The sequence below is a fragment of the Agrobacterium vitis genome (genome assembly GCF_013337045.2).
GTDB classification, from domain to species: Bacteria; Pseudomonadota; Alphaproteobacteria; order Rhizobiales; family Rhizobiaceae; genus Allorhizobium; species Allorhizobium vitis_B.
In genome coordinates, this window is the sequence record NZ_CP118260.1 from 84500 (window position 1) to 100026 (window position 15527).

General features: G+C 56.9%; 13 protein-coding genes. 9 read left to right on the forward strand and 4 right to left on the reverse strand.

Annotation, left to right across the window (positions count from 1 at the left end; genetic code table 11):
• Positions 1–2: 2 nt before the first annotated feature.
• Complete coding sequence (locus tag G6L01_RS18390) at positions 3–827, reverse strand: IclR family transcriptional regulator (RefSeq protein ID WP_420359858.1); 825 nt, start codon at positions 825–827, stop codon at positions 3–5.
• Between the two features lie 99 nt (positions 828–926).
• On the opposite strand from G6L01_RS18390, the gene G6L01_RS18395 reads away from it, so the two are divergent.
• From G6L01_RS18395 to G6L01_RS18435, 9 genes are all read left to right on the forward strand, one after another.
• Positions 927–2123: an aminotransferase class V-fold PLP-dependent enzyme gene (locus G6L01_RS18395; protein ID WP_070163429.1), complete on the forward strand. Its 1197-nt coding sequence runs from the start codon at positions 927–929 to the stop codon at positions 2121–2123.
• 582 nt (positions 2124–2705) lie between these two features.
• Positions 2706–4091 (forward strand): sensor domain-containing diguanylate cyclase, encoded by a 1386-nt coding sequence (locus G6L01_RS18400; RefSeq protein WP_234891898.1) that lies wholly within the window; start codon positions 2706–2708, stop codon positions 4089–4091.
• Between the two features lie 194 nt (positions 4092–4285).
• On the forward strand, positions 4286–5179 hold the full coding sequence (locus G6L01_RS18405; protein ID WP_070163432.1) for a transglutaminase family protein: 894 nt from the start codon (positions 4286–4288) through the stop codon (positions 5177–5179).
• A 94-nt stretch (positions 5180–5273) separates the two neighbouring features.
• Entirely contained in the window at positions 5274–6077 is an 804-nt protein-coding gene (locus tag G6L01_RS18410; protein WP_070163433.1) for a transglutaminase-like domain-containing protein, read from the forward strand.
• Positions 6078–6375: 298 nt separating this feature from the next.
• Positions 6376–7056: a permease gene (locus G6L01_RS18415; RefSeq protein ID WP_070163517.1), complete on the forward strand. Its 681-nt coding sequence runs from the start codon at positions 6376–6378 to the stop codon at positions 7054–7056.
• A 281-nt stretch (positions 7057–7337) separates the two neighbouring features.
• The gene (gene paoA, locus G6L01_RS18420) at positions 7338–7976 is read left to right on the forward strand and encodes an aldehyde dehydrogenase iron-sulfur subunit PaoA (RefSeq protein ID WP_070163434.1); all 639 of its coding nucleotides are present in this window, start codon (positions 7338–7340) and stop codon (positions 7974–7976) included.
• Positions 7973–8923, forward strand: a complete 951-nt coding sequence (locus tag G6L01_RS18425) for an FAD binding domain-containing protein (RefSeq protein ID WP_070163435.1) — start codon at positions 7973–7975, stop codon at positions 8921–8923. Before paoA ends, G6L01_RS18425 begins: the two co-directional genes overlap by 4 nt.
• Before the next feature lie 3 nt (positions 8924–8926).
• Entirely contained in the window at positions 8927–11125 is a 2199-nt protein-coding gene (gene paoC / locus G6L01_RS18430) for an aldehyde oxidoreductase molybdenum-binding subunit PaoC (RefSeq protein ID WP_070163436.1), read from the forward strand.
• A 527-nt stretch (positions 11126–11652) separates the two neighbouring features.
• Positions 11653–12552, forward strand: a complete 900-nt coding sequence (locus G6L01_RS18435; protein ID WP_070163437.1) for a LysR family transcriptional regulator — start codon at positions 11653–11655, stop codon at positions 12550–12552.
• A gap of 4 nt (positions 12553–12556) precedes the next feature.
• On the opposite strand, the gene G6L01_RS18440 is transcribed toward G6L01_RS18435, so the two are convergent.
• The 3 genes from G6L01_RS18440 to G6L01_RS18450 all read right to left on the reverse strand — a co-directional run bounded on the left by G6L01_RS18440 (position 12557) and on the right by G6L01_RS18450 (position 15454).
• Positions 12557–13294, reverse strand: coding sequence for a gamma-glutamylcyclotransferase (locus G6L01_RS18440; protein WP_070163518.1), 738 nt, complete (start codon positions 13292–13294; stop codon positions 12557–12559).
• Between the two features lie 134 nt (positions 13295–13428).
• Positions 13429–14265 (reverse strand): alpha/beta fold hydrolase, encoded by an 837-nt coding sequence (locus tag G6L01_RS18445; RefSeq protein ID WP_420359861.1) that lies wholly within the window; start codon positions 14263–14265, stop codon positions 13429–13431.
• A 409-nt stretch (positions 14266–14674) separates the two neighbouring features.
• Entirely contained in the window at positions 14675–15454 is a 780-nt protein-coding gene (locus G6L01_RS18450) for an SDR family NAD(P)-dependent oxidoreductase (RefSeq protein ID WP_070163439.1), read from the reverse strand.
• Between the last annotated feature and the right edge of the window lie 73 nt (positions 15455–15527).

Below are 15527 nucleotides of genomic sequence, written 5' to 3' on the forward strand. Positions count from 1 at the left end.
TCTCAGTGACCCCGCCAGCCCATGCGCTTTTCGATGCGCTCCGCCGAGGCCTTGACATAGCCCACATAGGGATTGCCGTCAGAAAACGCCTTTTGCTCTGGCAAGACGATGGAGATGGTTGCAACACACACACCATCCCGATCACAAATCGGCGAGGCAATGCAGGCCACCGCATAATCGGATTCACCGGCCTGAATGGACAGCCGCTGCTGAAAGGCCCGTACCGCCGCATCGGAGAGCGTTTGCGCATCAACCTCGGCACGCCCGGTTGGCGACGAGCGGGCGCAATGGGCAAACAGCTCCACGCGCTCTTTTTCCGGCAAATGGCCAACGAGAAGGCGGCCAGAGGCCGTCCAGTTCAGCGGCACACGGGTGCCAACCCGCGAGGCAACCTGAAAATGGCTTGGCCCCTCGGCCATGGCCAGCACCAGCATATGGTCATTGTCGCGCCCGCACACTTGCACGGTCTCGCCCGCTTCGCGGCACAGATCATGCATTTCCTGCGTGGCAATGCCGATGAAATCCAGCGAGCGGGAATAGGCAAGGCCGTAATGGTAAAGCCGTGGGCCGAGCCAGATGGCTCCGTCACCACTGCGGGTCAGCATGTTCTTGTCCACCAGATCATCAATGATGGTGTAAATGGTGGACAATGGCGCGCCAACCGCCTTGGCAATGGCGTAAGGACCAACGGGCGCGCCCGTTTCATACAGATGATCCAGCACCTGCAAGGCGCGGTCCATGCCGCTGACCCGCGAGCGCCGCTCCGCCGGGGCCTCAACGGGCTGGCTGTCTGCGGCAACCGATACCGTGCGTGCCTTGCTATCCATCATGCGATCCTTACCTGAATGATCGGCTATTACATTATAACGGCATAGCTGTCGATTGTAGAAATGACGGGCCTTTGCCCACAAGAAGTGGAAAAGCTTATGACCAACGATATTCGCACCCAGCTCGGCCTACGCCCGGTGATCAATGTTTCCGGCACCATGACCAGCCTTGGCGCATCCATAGTGGTGCCAGACGCCATTGCCGCCATGACGGCCATTCTGCCGCAATTTGTGGAAATCAGTGATCTTCAGCGCAAGGCCAGCGCCATTATTGCTCGGCTAACCGGGGCGGAAGCAGGCTTTATTACTGCCTCTTGCTCGGCTGGCATCAGCCTTGCCGTGGCAGGCACCATTACCGGACCAGATCTGCTGGCCATTGAAAAACTGCCCGATGTCAGCACGACCAAAAACGAAGTGCTGGTACAGATGGGCCATCTGGTCAGCTACGGTGCCCCGGTGGATCAATCCATCCGTTTGGGTGGTGGCAAGGTGGTGCTGGTCGGCCAAGCGACCTCCGCCCATCGCTACCATATGGAAAATGCCATTACCGAAAACACCGCCGCCGCCGTTTATGTCGTTTCGCACCACGTGGTGCATTACGGGCTTCTGCATCTGAAGGAATTTGTCGAAATTGCCCATGCGCGCGGCGTGCCGGTGATTGTCGATGCCGCATCGGAATATGACCTGCGGATTTTCATCGATCAGGGGGCCGATATTGCTCTTTATTCCGGCCATAAATTCCTCGGCGGCCCCACATCGGGCATTGTTGCCGGGCGCAAGGATCTGGTGCGCAATGCCTATTTGCAAAACATGGGCATTGGCCGTGGCATGAAAGTGGGAAAGGAAAGCGTCTTTGGCGTCATGGCAGCTCTTGAGGCTTGGGAAAAGCGTGACCATGCGAGCGTGCGCGCCATTGAAACCAGCTATCTGCATCTGTGGAAAGAAGCACTGGATGGCCGCCCCGGTGTAACGGCGCTGATTGAGCCGGACCCAACCCACAATCCGCTGGATCGCCTGCGGGTGATCCTCTCACCACAAGAAGCGCATATCAGCGCCTATGATCTGGCCGGAGCACTGGCCCGGGGCAATCCACCGATCATCGTTCGCGACCACGAGGCAGAGCATCACTATTTCTATCTTGATCCCTGCAATCTGCATCCGGGCCAAGAGCTCATTGTGCGTGACCGTCTGGTGGAAGAACTCGACAAGGCGAGAGCGTCCAATGAAGTGATCAACACGCCACATGAGGAATGGGGCCGCCATCGCTTCGATTCCATGCTGCGCTGGCCGGACTGAGCATCGCCGTCCTTTTTCCGAATGTGAGTTGCTGAAGACGGCATCGCAGGACTGGATTACTGGCACCATTCAGAGGTTTTGTGCAATCACTCTCTCAGCCCTGTCAGGTTAGATTGTAACCAGACAGGGCTGAGGCTCTCTTGTTTTCTTGATTGCTGACGCATTGCACAGAAATTTTGATGGAGTCATGCCAATGATCTGCAGGAATGACGGTTTGACGTTAGCGTGAAATTTACCCGTCGCACTTCCATCGGAAATCCGTTGATCGGAAGGCGGAAACAGAATGATCAGGCTTTCACAAACCTCCATCCGCTGATTTTCAGGGCCGCGCGCCAACGCTATCCTTGGTCGCGCGCTTCTTAACCATTCACGCTATCGCTTTATTTAGGGCAGTTCGATATAAATATCGCATCACCGTGCGAGCACTGAATGTATCCTTGGTCTGAACTCCTTGCGAACCTGGCAATCGTTGCCATCACAACGTCGACCTGGACATTTGTCCGGCCACACCTCGCTCGCCAAGGATCGCGCGCCTTTTCGTTGATTTTCGGCTGCCTTATGGCGGTTGGGCTGGTCGCGACCATGGCCTTGCCATTTCGCTTCACCGACGGTGTTTTCCTGGACACCCGGTATACATTTCTCGCGATATCGGGTTTCTTCGGTGGCCCCATTGCGGCCATCCCACCGCTTATTGTGGGAATTATCAGGCGATTGATGATCGGAGGCGTGGGTATAACGGTTGGCATCCCGCAAATCATCGCGGCTGCATGCATCGGTATCATCGCAAGCCGATTGCTTCGCGGCAAGATCCCGACTTTCCCGCAGATCGCAGCGCTTGCTCTGCTGGTCGCAGTCAGCGGTGTAGCCGGCTTCTTCTTCGTTCGCCCCTTTGAGGTCTGGGGCAATCTGATCGTCGTGACGGTCGGTCCATTCATGGTGGTCTTGTTTGGAGCCACTCTCTTATCCGCTCTTGCCATTGCGCAGGAGATGAAGCGGACAAGGCTTGAAAGGGATTTGGCCGCGGCACAGATCCGTTTAGCCGATGCGCTTGCGACAATGGCGGATGGCTTGGCTCTTTTCGACGGCGATGGCGTGCTGGTTTTCACCAATCAGAGATACCTCGATATCTTCAAGGAAACGGCGGATGTCAGGGTGCCCGGGAAAAACATTCGGGAAATCTTGCGGACATCCTTCGAACGCAATGAAGAAGCGCACGTTGAATCGGATGTCGGTCCTATCATCGATCGTGTTGCGGAAGGCCTGTTCCGGCCCAGCGATCGTCTGATTCAACTGGCCGACGGACGTTCAATCGAGGCAAGAACGCGGATCACGGGCGAGGGGGAGGCGATGATCGTTTACGCGGATATCACTCTTCATTGTCAACGGGAGGCGCGGTTGCATGAGTTGAACGATCGCTTAGCGGCGTTGGCGGATACGGACGAATTGACTGGTTTGATGAACCGCCGTGGTCTGGAAGCGTCCATGGACCAGGCTTTTGACCGGGCCAAGGATCAAAGCGCCAATATTGGCCTTCTTCTTATCGATGTCGATTGGTTCAAGGCTTATAACGACACCTATGGCCATCCTGCCGGGGATAAGTGTCTTCAGATTGTTGCCAACACGGTTCATGCGACGTCCAGGTCATTTGCGGGAAGCATTGTGGCGCGGTATGGTGGGGAGGAACTGACCGTTGTATTGCCGAACGCGTCAATATCCGAAACCGAGGCAGTCGCGCAGCTCGTTTGTACAGCCGTGCGTACCCTGGCCATCGAGCATGTTGGAAGCGAAAAGCGCATCGTCACAGTGAGCGTCGGGGCCGCTAATCTGAAATCGATGCCAGGTCTTCGCAAGACGGACCTCCTTCTGCAGGCTGACGCGGCGCTCTATGCAGCCAAGGCGGCGGGGAGGGACTGTATCCAGACAGCGCCTGATCTCCTTCCGGTCGCCAGACGCGCCGACAGTCGTTGACTTTGGATGGTCAGCCGCTCGCGTCCTGTTTGCATAAAACATCAAAGACGAGCAAACACTCCGAATTTCAGGAATATCCGTTGCGGCAAAGCCGTCAGTGGAGTCTAATGCCTGACAAGACGATGGGCGTATTACAGCACTCGTGTTGCTTTCCACGATAGTCTGTGCCTCCGCTACTCCAGTTTGGCGATTGAATGACGATATTTTCTGTCCGGCATATTACCTCATATCGGTATAAGAGACCGGTCGAATTCGGCGAGCACAGATTGATGTTCAGGCCGCGGGATAGTTTTGACCAGACACTTCTGAGTTCTCATCTGGATGTCAATCCAAAACCCGATTACATCAGGTGGATCCATGATGTGTTTGGCAATTGCGTTGCGCTGGTGGGGTTTACCGGCAAGGCGCGGGAACTCTGCTTTGGGACGAATATCCGCCTGGATCATACCCAGCAGGTTGAAATGGATCTGCAGATCGATGCAGAAGCTCTCCACTTCCCTTTCGCATACGACCCGGAGGAAGTTGTCGATCTGGAACGGACGATCAAACGGCATTTTCCAGATCCAGACGATGAGGTTGGCAAATGGACACGGCAGTTCGTGCGGATCGGTCAGCCGACCGAAACCGGTCGCCTGCTGATGACCCTTTGTTATGCGATCCACGAGAGTTTCATCTACGCCCGGCGTCTGGAGCATGGAACGCAGACACCGCTCGAGACGCTCCGGCTTCGCCGTGGCACGTGCCGTGATTTTGCGCTGCTGATGATGGAGGCGGCCAGATCGCTCGGGCTCGCTGCCCGTTTCGTTACCGGCTATATCTATGTACCCGACCGCGACGGCTCAACGAAGCTTGGCGGCGGCTCCACCCATGCCTGGTGCCAGGTCTATCTTCCCGGTGCCGGATGGGTGGAATTCGATCCCACCAACGGCATTGTCGGAAACCGCGATCTTATCCGCGTCGGCGTGGCGCGAGACCCAAAACAAGCGGTGCCGCTTTCCGGAAGCTACGACGGCGACGCGTCGGATTTCGACACGATGTCCGTCCAGGTCAACGTTACAACCGATGAGTTGAGCAATACCGCAGCATAAATGGAACTGCTCGGTCGCTTGAGCGTTTTGCCGCCTGAACGAACATTCGTAGCCCGCATTTCGGAAGTTTTTTATCAGAGGATGCCTATTCATCATGAAGATACGCGCGGGATTTCGCATAGGTTACGAATGCCAGCAAGAGACTGCCATGCTGCTGGTGCTCAATATCCATCCATCCCGTCGCACCGATCTGCTGCAGGATCAGGTCCTGAGTTTCGACCGGCCGATCGAGGCCTGGGGTTATTTCGATAGTTTTGGCAATGCCTGTAGCCGCATCGTCGCGCCTCCGGGACTGACAACGATTTCTACGGAATTCGAGATCTACGATGGCGGTCTTCCAGATCCTGTGCCAGAAAATGCGTGGCAGCATGACATCAAGGATCTCCCGGATGATGTGCTCGTCTTTCTGCTCGGCAGCCGGTATTGCGATACGGATCGTCTGTCCGATTTCGCCTGGAAGACCTTTTCCTTTACCCCTTTGGGCTGGCCGCGGGTGAAGGCGATCCTGGATTTCGTCCACAACCATATCACCTTCAACTATCAGAAGGCTGATCTTCTCCGCACGGCTTTCGGAGGTTTTACCGATCAAACCGGCGTTTGCCGCGATTTTGCGCATCTTGCGATCACGCTATGCCGTTGCATGAATATTCCGGCGCGTTACTGCACCGGGTATCTGGGGGACATAGGCGTGCCTGATGATCCGAATCCAATGGATTTCAGTGCATGGTTTGAAGTCTATCTCGGCGGTCGCTGGCATACGGTTGATGCCCGACATAACAAGCCCCGGATAGGCCGCATCCTCATGGCCATCGGACGGGATGCCACAGACGTAGCGCTTTCAACTGCCTTTGGCCCTGCCATCTTGACGCAATTTGAAGTGACAACCATCGAGTTATAGATTGTCGTATCGAGCGGCAGGCAAGCTGTTTGATATCGTCCCTTACCTCGACGTCTTCAGCGCCCTGCCATGTCACGCTTGCCGCAGGCCGATCATTGATGCCTAAAGTTTTCGGCGAGGTTTTCTGCAATCGGGGGACTTTAGAACCGGATCGATTGACCACTGATGCCATCCATCAAATGCGGCCTCTCTGAGAAATCACAATCGTCTCGTGACGGGATTGCTCGGCGCTGTTAAGCAAAGAGTACCGGACATACAGCGCGGTGAAACGGGCAACGCGGCGAAACGGGAGGCTGCCTTGGATTTCATGAAATTGCTCAAGTCGCTTGAGGAATTGCTCTACGAGTTGGTGTCCTGGCTGCTGTTTTATCCTCTTACCATGTGGCGCTCGGTGACGAGACCTCTGAGTATGATGCGATACGCCGATCTCGAACTTGCCGACAGACCGGAGGATCAATACGACGATACCCTGAGCCCTCCCTTGTTCCTGCTTATCACGCTGCTTCTGTCCCAAGGGCTGTCGACGGCTTTTCCGTCCACTTACGATACCACGGTTGCCGCCAAGGAACTGGGTTCGGTGTCGAACCTGCTCATCGCGCGTGGTGTGTTATTCGGGATCTATCCCCTTTGCATGGCAGTCACGCTTTTACGGCGCAAGTCGGTAAGGATCACCAGAAGCTCGCTACGCCCGCCCTTTTTCAGCCAGTGTTATGTCGCGGCGCCGTTCGCATTCATCATCGGCCTGGCGTTCGACTTGATGTTCATGCCCGACGGACAAGGTGTCCTGATCGGTCTCCTGACGCTGACTGCTGCCACACTCTGGTACGCGCAAGCCGAGGTTCGATGGTTTAAGCAGGATTTGGCTATTGGAGGATTGAAGGCGGTTGGCGTCTTCACCCTGGCTTTTCTGGCCGCGACAGTCGTGGCGTTCCTCCTGGCCATTACCATCGGCCTTGAAGCGAAAAACCTAACACCCTGATCGACAGTTAATCTCTGCCTTCTTTAGGAAACCATCGGGCCCTTCAGTGCTCCTGTGCGAAAGGTCAAATGACCCGACCACATTCGGGGCATGCGCCTTTGCGTTGCATTCATGTCGCCATCGCGGGAACTATCCTGCCGGACCTCCATTTAGGAAACGGAGCGATAAGTTCATTCAATGAACGGCACCTCACCGTGAAAGTCCGCAACCCTACGTTAGAAAATGACGCAAGAGTTCTGTGGTCTTGACCTCATTCCATGTCACCGAAAAGGGGAGCGGACATGTCGAACAGCAACCAACTGGATCTTTCCCGCCGGGATCTTCTTATCTCATCGGCTGTAACGGCCGTGGTCACAGGAGCCGGCGAGAGGAGCGTGGCAGCACAGCCTGCAGGAGACAAGATGAAATTAACGACACCTGTGACGCTAAACGTCAATGGAGCGCGCCGTGAGATTGAGGTCGACAACCGCACGACCCTTCTCGACGCGCTACGGGAGCACCTGGATCTCACGGGCACGAAAAAGGGTTGTGACCATGGTCAATGTGGAGCCTGCACCGTCATGGTCGATGGTCGGCGGATCAATGCCTGTCTGACCCTGGCGGTCATGCATGACGGTGATGAGATCACCACGATCGAAGGTCTCGGTCAGCCTGGCAACCTTCATCCTATGCAGGCCGCTTTCGTCAAGCATGACGGTTTTCAGTGCGGCTACTGTACGCCCGGCCAAATCTGTTCCTCCATAGCGGTGCTTGAGGAAATCAAGGCCAATATCCCAAGTCACGTAACGTCCGACCTCAATGGGCCTGCACAATTGACAGCCATCGAAATCCGCGAGCGGATGAGCGGAAACATCTGTCGATGCGGCGCCTATTCCAACATTGTCGACGCCATTTCCGAAGTTGGAGGGATCAAGGCATGAAAGCTTTCACTTTTGAGCGCGCCGCCTCGATTGAGGCGGCAGTGAAGACGGCGGCGGCCAACCCGGACGCCAGGTTTATCGCTGGCGGCACCAACCTGCTCGATCTGATGAAACTTGAAGTCGAAACACCAACCCATATTATCGATGTGAATGGACTTGGTCTCGATAAAATCGAATCCACGGATGATGGCGGTCTGCGCATCGGGGCTCTCGTGCGAAACACCGATCTTGCCGCGCACGGGACTGTTCGCCGCGACTACGGTCTGTTGTCACGAGCCCTGGTTGCGGGTGCATCTGGGCAGCTTCGCAATAAGGCGACCACTGCCGGTAACCTGTTGCAGCGCACCCGCTGTCCTTATTTCTATGACCCGAACCAGCCGTGTAACAAGCGTCAGCCGGGCAGCGGCTGCTCGGCCATTGGCGGGTTCAGCGGTCAACATGCGGTTGTCGGGGTGAGTGATGCCTGCATCGCCACCCATCCCAGTGATATGGCAATCGCCATGCGCGCGCTCGATGCGACAGTTGAGACAGTGAAAGCAGATGGCAGCCGCCGGTCTATTCCGATTGCCGATTTTCATCGTCTCCCGGGAGAGACCCCGCATATCGAAAGCGTATTGGAAGGCGGCGAATTCGTGACCGCCGTCCTGCTTCCACCACCCATCGGTGGAAAGCATATCTATCGAAAGGTCAGGGACCGGGCGTCCTACGCATTTGCGCTGATTTCAGTCGGCGCCGTCGTTCAAGCGGATGGAACGGGACGCGTTGCCGTCGGTGGTGTCGCCCATAAGCCCTGGCGGATCGAAGCGGCAGAAGCGGAACTGCCAAGAGGCGCTCGCGATACGGCGAAGGCTATTCTCGCCGATGCCCGTCCGACTGAACAGAACCGGTTCAAGGTCGATCTTGTCGAGCGTACGCTTGGCGCCGTCCTGTCCGAAGCAAAGGGGTGACCCATGAAGTTCGACACACCTGCAACGACCAATCCAATCGACCGCCTCAAAGTCGTCGGCCAGCCGATCCATCGTATTGATGGCCAGTTGAAGACAACTGGCCGGGCAATGTATGCCTATGAGTGGCGGGATCCAGACACGCGTTATGCCTATGGCTACCCGGTTGGGGCAGCAATTGCCAAAGGCCGGATCAAAGCCATGGATGTGACAGCAGCCAGGAAAGCTGATGGCGTGCTCGCCGTGGTGACGACCCTGGATGTCGGCAAGCGCGAGAAGGGCAAGTTCAACACTGCAAACCTGTTCGGCGGCGATGTGGTGCAGCATTATCATCAGGCAATTGCCGTTGTGGTCGCGGAGACTTTCGAGCAGGCGCGGGCTGCTGCTGCCCTGGTCAAGGTGGACTATGACGAGGAGAAGGGGACATTCGATCTCAGCGCGGCGCGAGAGACGGCGAAAAAGCCGGATGACTCCCAAAAGCCCGACACGGCTGTCGGCGATTTCGAGACAGCTTTCCGATCCGCTCCAGTCGCCTTCGAGCAATCCTATACGACGCCTGACCAATCTCATGCGATGATGGAGCCGCACGCTTCGATCGCCGCTTGGGATGGTGACGAGGTGACCGTGTGGACATCCAGTCAGATGATCGATTGGTGGCGCTCCGATCTCGCCACAACCCTCGGCGTTGACAAGGAGAAGATCCATTTGATGTCACCGTTTATCGGCGGCGGATTCGGTGGCAAGCTGTTTCTCCGGGTAGACGCCGTCTTGGCTGCCTTCGCGGCAAGGGCGGCGAAACGACCTGTCAAAGTCGCCTTGCCGCGTCCTTTCGTGATCAACAACACCACCCACCGCCCGGCAACGATCCAACGCATTCGCATCGGCGCTGAGCGGGATGGAAAGATCACCGCCATCGCGCATGAGAGCTGGTCGGGAGATCTTCCCGGGGGCGGTCCCGAGGTGGCGGTCAACCAGACGCGCTTGCTCTATGCCGGTGCAAACCGGATGACCGCTATGCGCCTTGCAACCCTCGACCTTCCAGAGGGCAACGCCATGCGGGCCCCGGGCGAGGCGCCGGGCCTGATGGCGCTGGAAATTGCCATGGATGAAATGGCCGAAATGGTTGGCATGGACCCGATCGCATTTCGCATCGCCAATGACACCCAGGTCGACCCGGAAAATCCCGAACGCCCATTCTCGCATCGAGACCTGATCGGCTGTCTGAAGCGTGGTGCGGAGCGCTTCGGCTGGGACAATCGACCGAAGGTCGGATCTCGCAGACAGGGCAATTGGTTGATCGGCATGGGCGTTGCCGCCGCATTCCGCGACAACATGGTTCTTCCATCAGGCGCCAGGGTCAAACTCGACAGCCAGGGCATTGTCACGGTTGAGACCGACATGACCGACATTGGGACCGGTAGTTACACGATCATCGCCCAGACTGCCGCGGAAATGATGGGCGTTGGCGTCGATAAAGTCGCCGTGCATCTCGGAGACTCTCGGTTCCCGATTTCAGCGGGCTCTGGTGGCCAGTTCGGAGCCAATTCGGCGACATCAGGCGTCTATGCGGCGTGTGTCAAACTTCGTGAGGCGATCACCCAAAAACTTGGTTTTAACTCCGATGACATCGTTTTTGAGGATGGGAGCGTCAAAGCTGGAAACCGCTCGGTCCTACTTGCCGAGGCCGCTGGCCCGGACGGGCTGGTCGGCGAAGACACCATGGAGTGGGGCGATCTCACCAAGACGCATCAGCAATCCACCTTCGGCGCTCACTTCGTCGAGGTCGGCGTTGATGTCGCCACCGGCGAAACACGCATCCGGCGCATGTTGGCGGTGTGCGCGGCTGGTCGTATCCTCAATCCGATTACGGCGCGCAGCCAGGTGATCGGTGCAATGACCATGGGTGCCGGAGGCGCCCTGTCGGAAGAACTGGTGGTCGATGCAAAGCGGGGCTTTTTCGTCAATCACGACCTTGCCGGATATGAGGTTCCGGTTCATGCGGACATTCCCCATCAGGAGGTTATCTTCATGGACGAAACCGATCCGATGTCATCGCCGATGAAGGCAAAGGGTATCGGTGAACTCGGGCTCTGTGGTGTCTCCGCGGCAATCGCCAATGCCATCTACAACGCGACGGGCGTGCGGGTGCGGCACTATCCGATTACCCTTGATAAACTGATCGGTGGCTTGCCTGATATTGCCTGACGTCTAGTTCAGCTTGCCAGACATTGTTTGTGAGCGTTTTGGCGCGGGTATTTGGCTTGGCGAGGGTCTCAATAAAAGCACGATTGCTGCTCTGTGTCAGTCTGGACCTTTGCCTGCTGAATAGCTCGCTCACGGCAGCCTGTCATACGAGGAGCCATTGAGAAATGGCTCCTCGTGTCCCTTTCTTTGGGCCTGATTTGTCTTTGACGGCTGGGCATCAACCATACGTGCTGCGACCCTTGTTCCGATCCACAGTCCAAATGCGCTAATAGCGAGAAGATCATTTCCGGGCAAACCAGGGTAATGCCTCGTCGATAAACGGCTAACGGGACATGGTCGACTTTCACAACCTCATGAAGTCGAAGACGACGAGGCCGTATTGATCGCCACCTTGGAGACACGCAGCACGAGAGAGACGACTTCATAGCCGGTTCGGTCACACCGGACTGTTGGTGGCGGCTGGATTGATTGATGTACCGAATTACAATATTCAATGCAAATAAGGCGTCTATTTTGAAACAATCGAGATGAATGACTATAAAGCGCTGAAAGTGTTTCTTCTGGCCGCCGAGAAGCGGAATTTTGCGCAGGTCGCCCGCGAACTCGACATGACACCAGCCGCCGTGAGCCGGGCAATAGCCGCCTTGGAACGTGATCTTGGCGTCCAGCTCTTCGTTCGAACGACCCGTCAGGTTTCGCTGACGACAGATGGCGCTATTTTCGCCGCTCAGATCCAGCCAGCCGTGGCCGCCTTGGATAGTGCGCGGCGCGATATCAGGAACGCAAACAAGACGGACGAGGGACGGTTGCGGATCAGCGTTCCGACCTGGTTTGGCAAGGCCATACTACCGCCGATCCTCTCCGGATTCAGGAGGCTCTATCCAAAAATGAGCTTTGAGATTTCCCTGTCGGACGGTCTGGTGAACATTGTTGATGACGATTATGATCTTGCGATCCGCATCTCCTCGCAGCCATCGGATAAGTTCACCATCTGGCGCAAGATCCATATTGTGCCGCGTATTCTTGTTGCCGCACCGACAAGCAAATTCGTCGATATGCGGCATCCTGGCGAACTGACACCCGACGATTGCCTTGCCTATAGCGGCGAGAGCCGGCGGGAAAACTGGGTTCTGTCGGATGGCGGATCAAGCATGACGATTTCAGCCGGAGGGGCGTTCAGCGCCAACAATGGAGAGGTTCTGGCTGATATGGCGGCAGATGGTGCCGGGGTGGCGATGCTGCCGGGATTTCATGTTTCGGAACATTTGAAAACAGGGCGCCTGGTTCACGTCTTTCGAGGGTGGTCGCCGCCCGATCTATGGCTGACACTTTATTATCCGCCCTATCAGGCTCTACCGCCTCGGATTGCGTCTTTCTCAAAATTTTTCGAGGAGCAGGTCGCCGCTCAAATGGTTGCGCTCGATTGAGGGATCACCTGTCAAAGATCTGCGGGCGTATCTCCTGCTCTCTCTGTGATAGGCCCTCCTGTGCCATGGCCCTGTGCCGCGCGGTTATTTCCGCAGCGACCAGCGCCTGCAAACGCCAGAGATTGCGGTCACGAATCCCTTCGGCCTGAAGGTCGACAATGGTCTTGTGGAGATATTCGGCGCATGAGCCGCCCTGGCCGCAGGCGCTGGCTATCAAGGACGCTGACTGCTCGTCCGGCAAGGGTTTGGTTAGTCCAAGTCGGCTGGTGCTTGCCCAGAATGTCAGGGCGCGCTGAACTCCGTTTGCCGTCTTCACGTAAACCCAACGCACCATGCTCTTCACTTCCCGATACTTGATTTCCCGAGCAACGAGGGCGCGCAGATCCCGGCGGCATTGTTCAGCCGAAAGCTCGAAGACAATGCCATTGCACTGTCCACCGCGCTCCAGGGCCAGCATCAATCCGGGCTGTGTGCTGGTGGCGCGCCAGCGCTCGATTTTGAGGGAAAACGACCTGTGCCATCCGTAAGCGGTGGCGCGTTGGCGACTCGCTGGTTCGAATTCGGGATTCCAGATCAGCGAGCCATAAGCAAAAACCAAGAGAGGATCACTGCCTGCCTCGTTTTCAATCCTGGCGACGAGTTCATCAAGCTCAGCTTCCGTAAGGGGTGTCCAGCCAGGCTCCGGGCCGTCGTCGCGGACGCCTTTGATGGTCAGGGCAACAAGCTCGGGCGTTAACTGCATCATCGTATCAATCCGTGTTCCGACGAAAGATGAGAGTCTGCCTTGGGGAAAGTGGAACTCGACCTTCCCGAAAGACAAACGACAACAAGAGAAGCGTGGCCGCGACGGCTTTCCACCCCGGCCACGCCTTTGGATCAGGACTTCACGAAAGCCAGCAGGTCGGCGTTGAGCACGTCGGCATTGACGGTCAGCATACCGTGCGAAAAGCCGGGATAGGTCTTGAGCGTACCATTCTTCAGCAGCTTGATCGCTTTCAGTGCTGCATCGGCAATAGGCACGATCTGGTCGTCTTCGCCATGCAGGACGAGAGTTGGGACGGTTATCGTCTTCAGATCCTCGGTCTGGTCGGTTTCAGAGAAAGCCTTGATGCCGTCATAATGCGCCTTGGCGCTGCCCATCATACCCTGACGCCACCAATTCTGGATCACGCCCTCCTGGAGTTTGGCGCCGTCACGGTTGAAGCCATAGAACGGACCGGCGGGAACGTCGCGGAAGAACTGCGCGCGGTTGGCAGCCAGTGCTGAACGGAAACCATCGAAGACCTCCATCGGCAGGCCTTCGGGATTGGCGTCAGTCTTCAGCATCAGCGGCGGGACGGCGGACACCAGAACCGCCTTTGCGACGCGACCGGCTGGCTGGCCATGCCTGGCGACATACCGGGCGACTTCTCCTCCGCCGGTGGAGTGACCGATATGGACGGCGTTCTTGAGATCCAGGGCTTCAACGACCGCAAAGGCATCTGCTGCATAATGGTCCATGTCATGGCCATCGGAAACCTGCGCCGAGCGACCGTGGCCGCGCCGGTCATGGGCAACCACGCGGTAGCCGTTGGCGAGGAAGAACAGCATCTGCGCGTCCCAGTCATCCGATGACAGCGGCCAGCCATGATGAAATACAATCGGCTGGGCATCCTTCGAGCCCCAATCCTTGTAGAAAATTTCAACGCCGTCCTTGGTGGTGATGGTACCCATGGTCTTGTTTCCTTCGGTTGAGGTGTTGGTGGGCGCAGCGAGCTTGGCTGCAAAGCTGAATGATGCGGTGAGCGCCGTTACGGCGGCGGCCGATCCGGAAAGCAGTACGCCACGACGTGTCAGGGAAAGAAGAGTGGTGTCGGTCATGTTCCGCGTCCTGCGATCTTGTTTCTGTATCGTCAGACCACTCGGTTCGTCTGATGAGGGCATATTGCCGCCAAACACCATTGCTAACAATTGCATTATTAATTGAGATTTAATTGCGATTATTGCAATAATAGGGAAGATGACGGCGACAACCGCGTCGCGATGATTAATGCGAACGCGGCGACTTTTCCGGTTGTGCATGCCGCCTGCCGATTGGCGCTAAGGCCCAGTGAGGTCGGCAAGTTCCAGTGTTTCCATCGGCTTACACGATCGTCGGCGTGATACCGCCATCGACACGCAGGGCCGCGCCATTCGTTGCAGCGGACAATGGGCTTGCCACATAGGCAACGAGACTGGCAATTTCCTCTGGCTCGATCATTCGCTGGATCAGCGATGTCGGACGCTCCTTGGCGAAATACTCGCTTTCCATCGCATCGGCTGACAGGTTCGGATCGCTTGCCACGCTGCGCATGAAATCCTCAATCCCGGCAGAGCGCGTGGTCCCCGGCATGATGGTATTGACAGTGACACGCGTGCCCTTGGTGGTTGCAGCAAGGCCGCGCGAGATGGCGAGCTGCGCCGTCTTTGTCATGCCGTAATGGATCATGTTGGGCGGTACCAGCACGCCGCTTTCGCTGGAGATGAAGATTATTCTTCCCCAATTTCGCGCCAGCATGTCCGGCAGGTAATGCCGTGCGAGCCTGACACCGCTCAGCACGTTGATCTCGAAAAACCGGCGCCAATCGTCATCGGTGATATCGCTGAAATCCTTGGATTCGTAGATGCCGAGATTGTTGATGAGAATGTCGATCTTCGGGATTGCCGCAGTCAGCACGTTTGCCCCCGCTTCGGTCGCCGGATCGGCGAGAACACTGCGAACATTGCCGCCAATGTCACGCATTGCGGCGTCGAGGGACGCCTGGGTGCGTCCGCAGATAATGACACTGGCGCCTTCGGTGGCCAGTCTGCGAGCAATTGCGAGGCCAATGCCGGCAGTTGCGCCCGTGACGAGCACTGTCTTGCCTTCAATTTGCAAATCCATGAGGTTTGTCTCCCTGGTTGATAATTAGGTGGATGGCTTATGGCGGACATCCTTGGGGTAGCGGATCAAGGGG

Coding starts and splice junctions, on each gene's coding strand:
- G6L01_RS18395 (WP_070163429.1), top strand. CDS start 927: ATGACCAACGATATTCGCACCCAGCTCGGCCTACGCCCGGTGATCAAT.
- paoA (WP_070163434.1), top strand. CDS start 7,338: ATGTCGAACAGCAACCAACTGGATCTTTCCCGCCGGGATCTTCTTATC.
- G6L01_RS18390 (WP_420359858.1), bottom strand. CDS start 827: ATGGATAGCAAGGCACGCACGGTATCGGTTGCCGCAGACAGCCAGCCC.
- G6L01_RS18405 (WP_070163432.1), top strand. CDS start 4,286: ATGACGATATTTTCTGTCCGGCATATTACCTCATATCGGTATAAGAGA.
- G6L01_RS18435 (WP_070163437.1), top strand. CDS start 11,653: ATGAATGACTATAAAGCGCTGAAAGTGTTTCTTCTGGCCGCCGAGAAG.
- G6L01_RS18400 (WP_234891898.1), top strand. CDS start 2,706: ATGGCCTTGCCATTTCGCTTCACCGACGGTGTTTTCCTGGACACCCGG.
- G6L01_RS18450 (WP_070163439.1), bottom strand. CDS start 15,454: ATGGATTTGCAAATTGAAGGCAAGACAGTGCTCGTCACGGGCGCAACT.
- G6L01_RS18410 (WP_070163433.1), top strand. CDS start 5,274: ATGAAGATACGCGCGGGATTTCGCATAGGTTACGAATGCCAGCAAGAG.
- G6L01_RS18440 (WP_070163518.1), bottom strand. CDS start 13,294: ATGCAGTTAACGCCCGAGCTTGTTGCCCTGACCATCAAAGGCGTCCGC.
- G6L01_RS18425 (WP_070163435.1), top strand. CDS start 7,973: ATGAAAGCTTTCACTTTTGAGCGCGCCGCCTCGATTGAGGCGGCAGTG.
- paoC (WP_070163436.1), top strand. CDS start 8,927: ATGAAGTTCGACACACCTGCAACGACCAATCCAATCGACCGCCTCAAA.
- G6L01_RS18445 (WP_420359861.1), bottom strand. CDS start 14,265: ATGGGTACCATCACCACCAAGGACGGCGTTGAAATTTTCTACAAGGAT.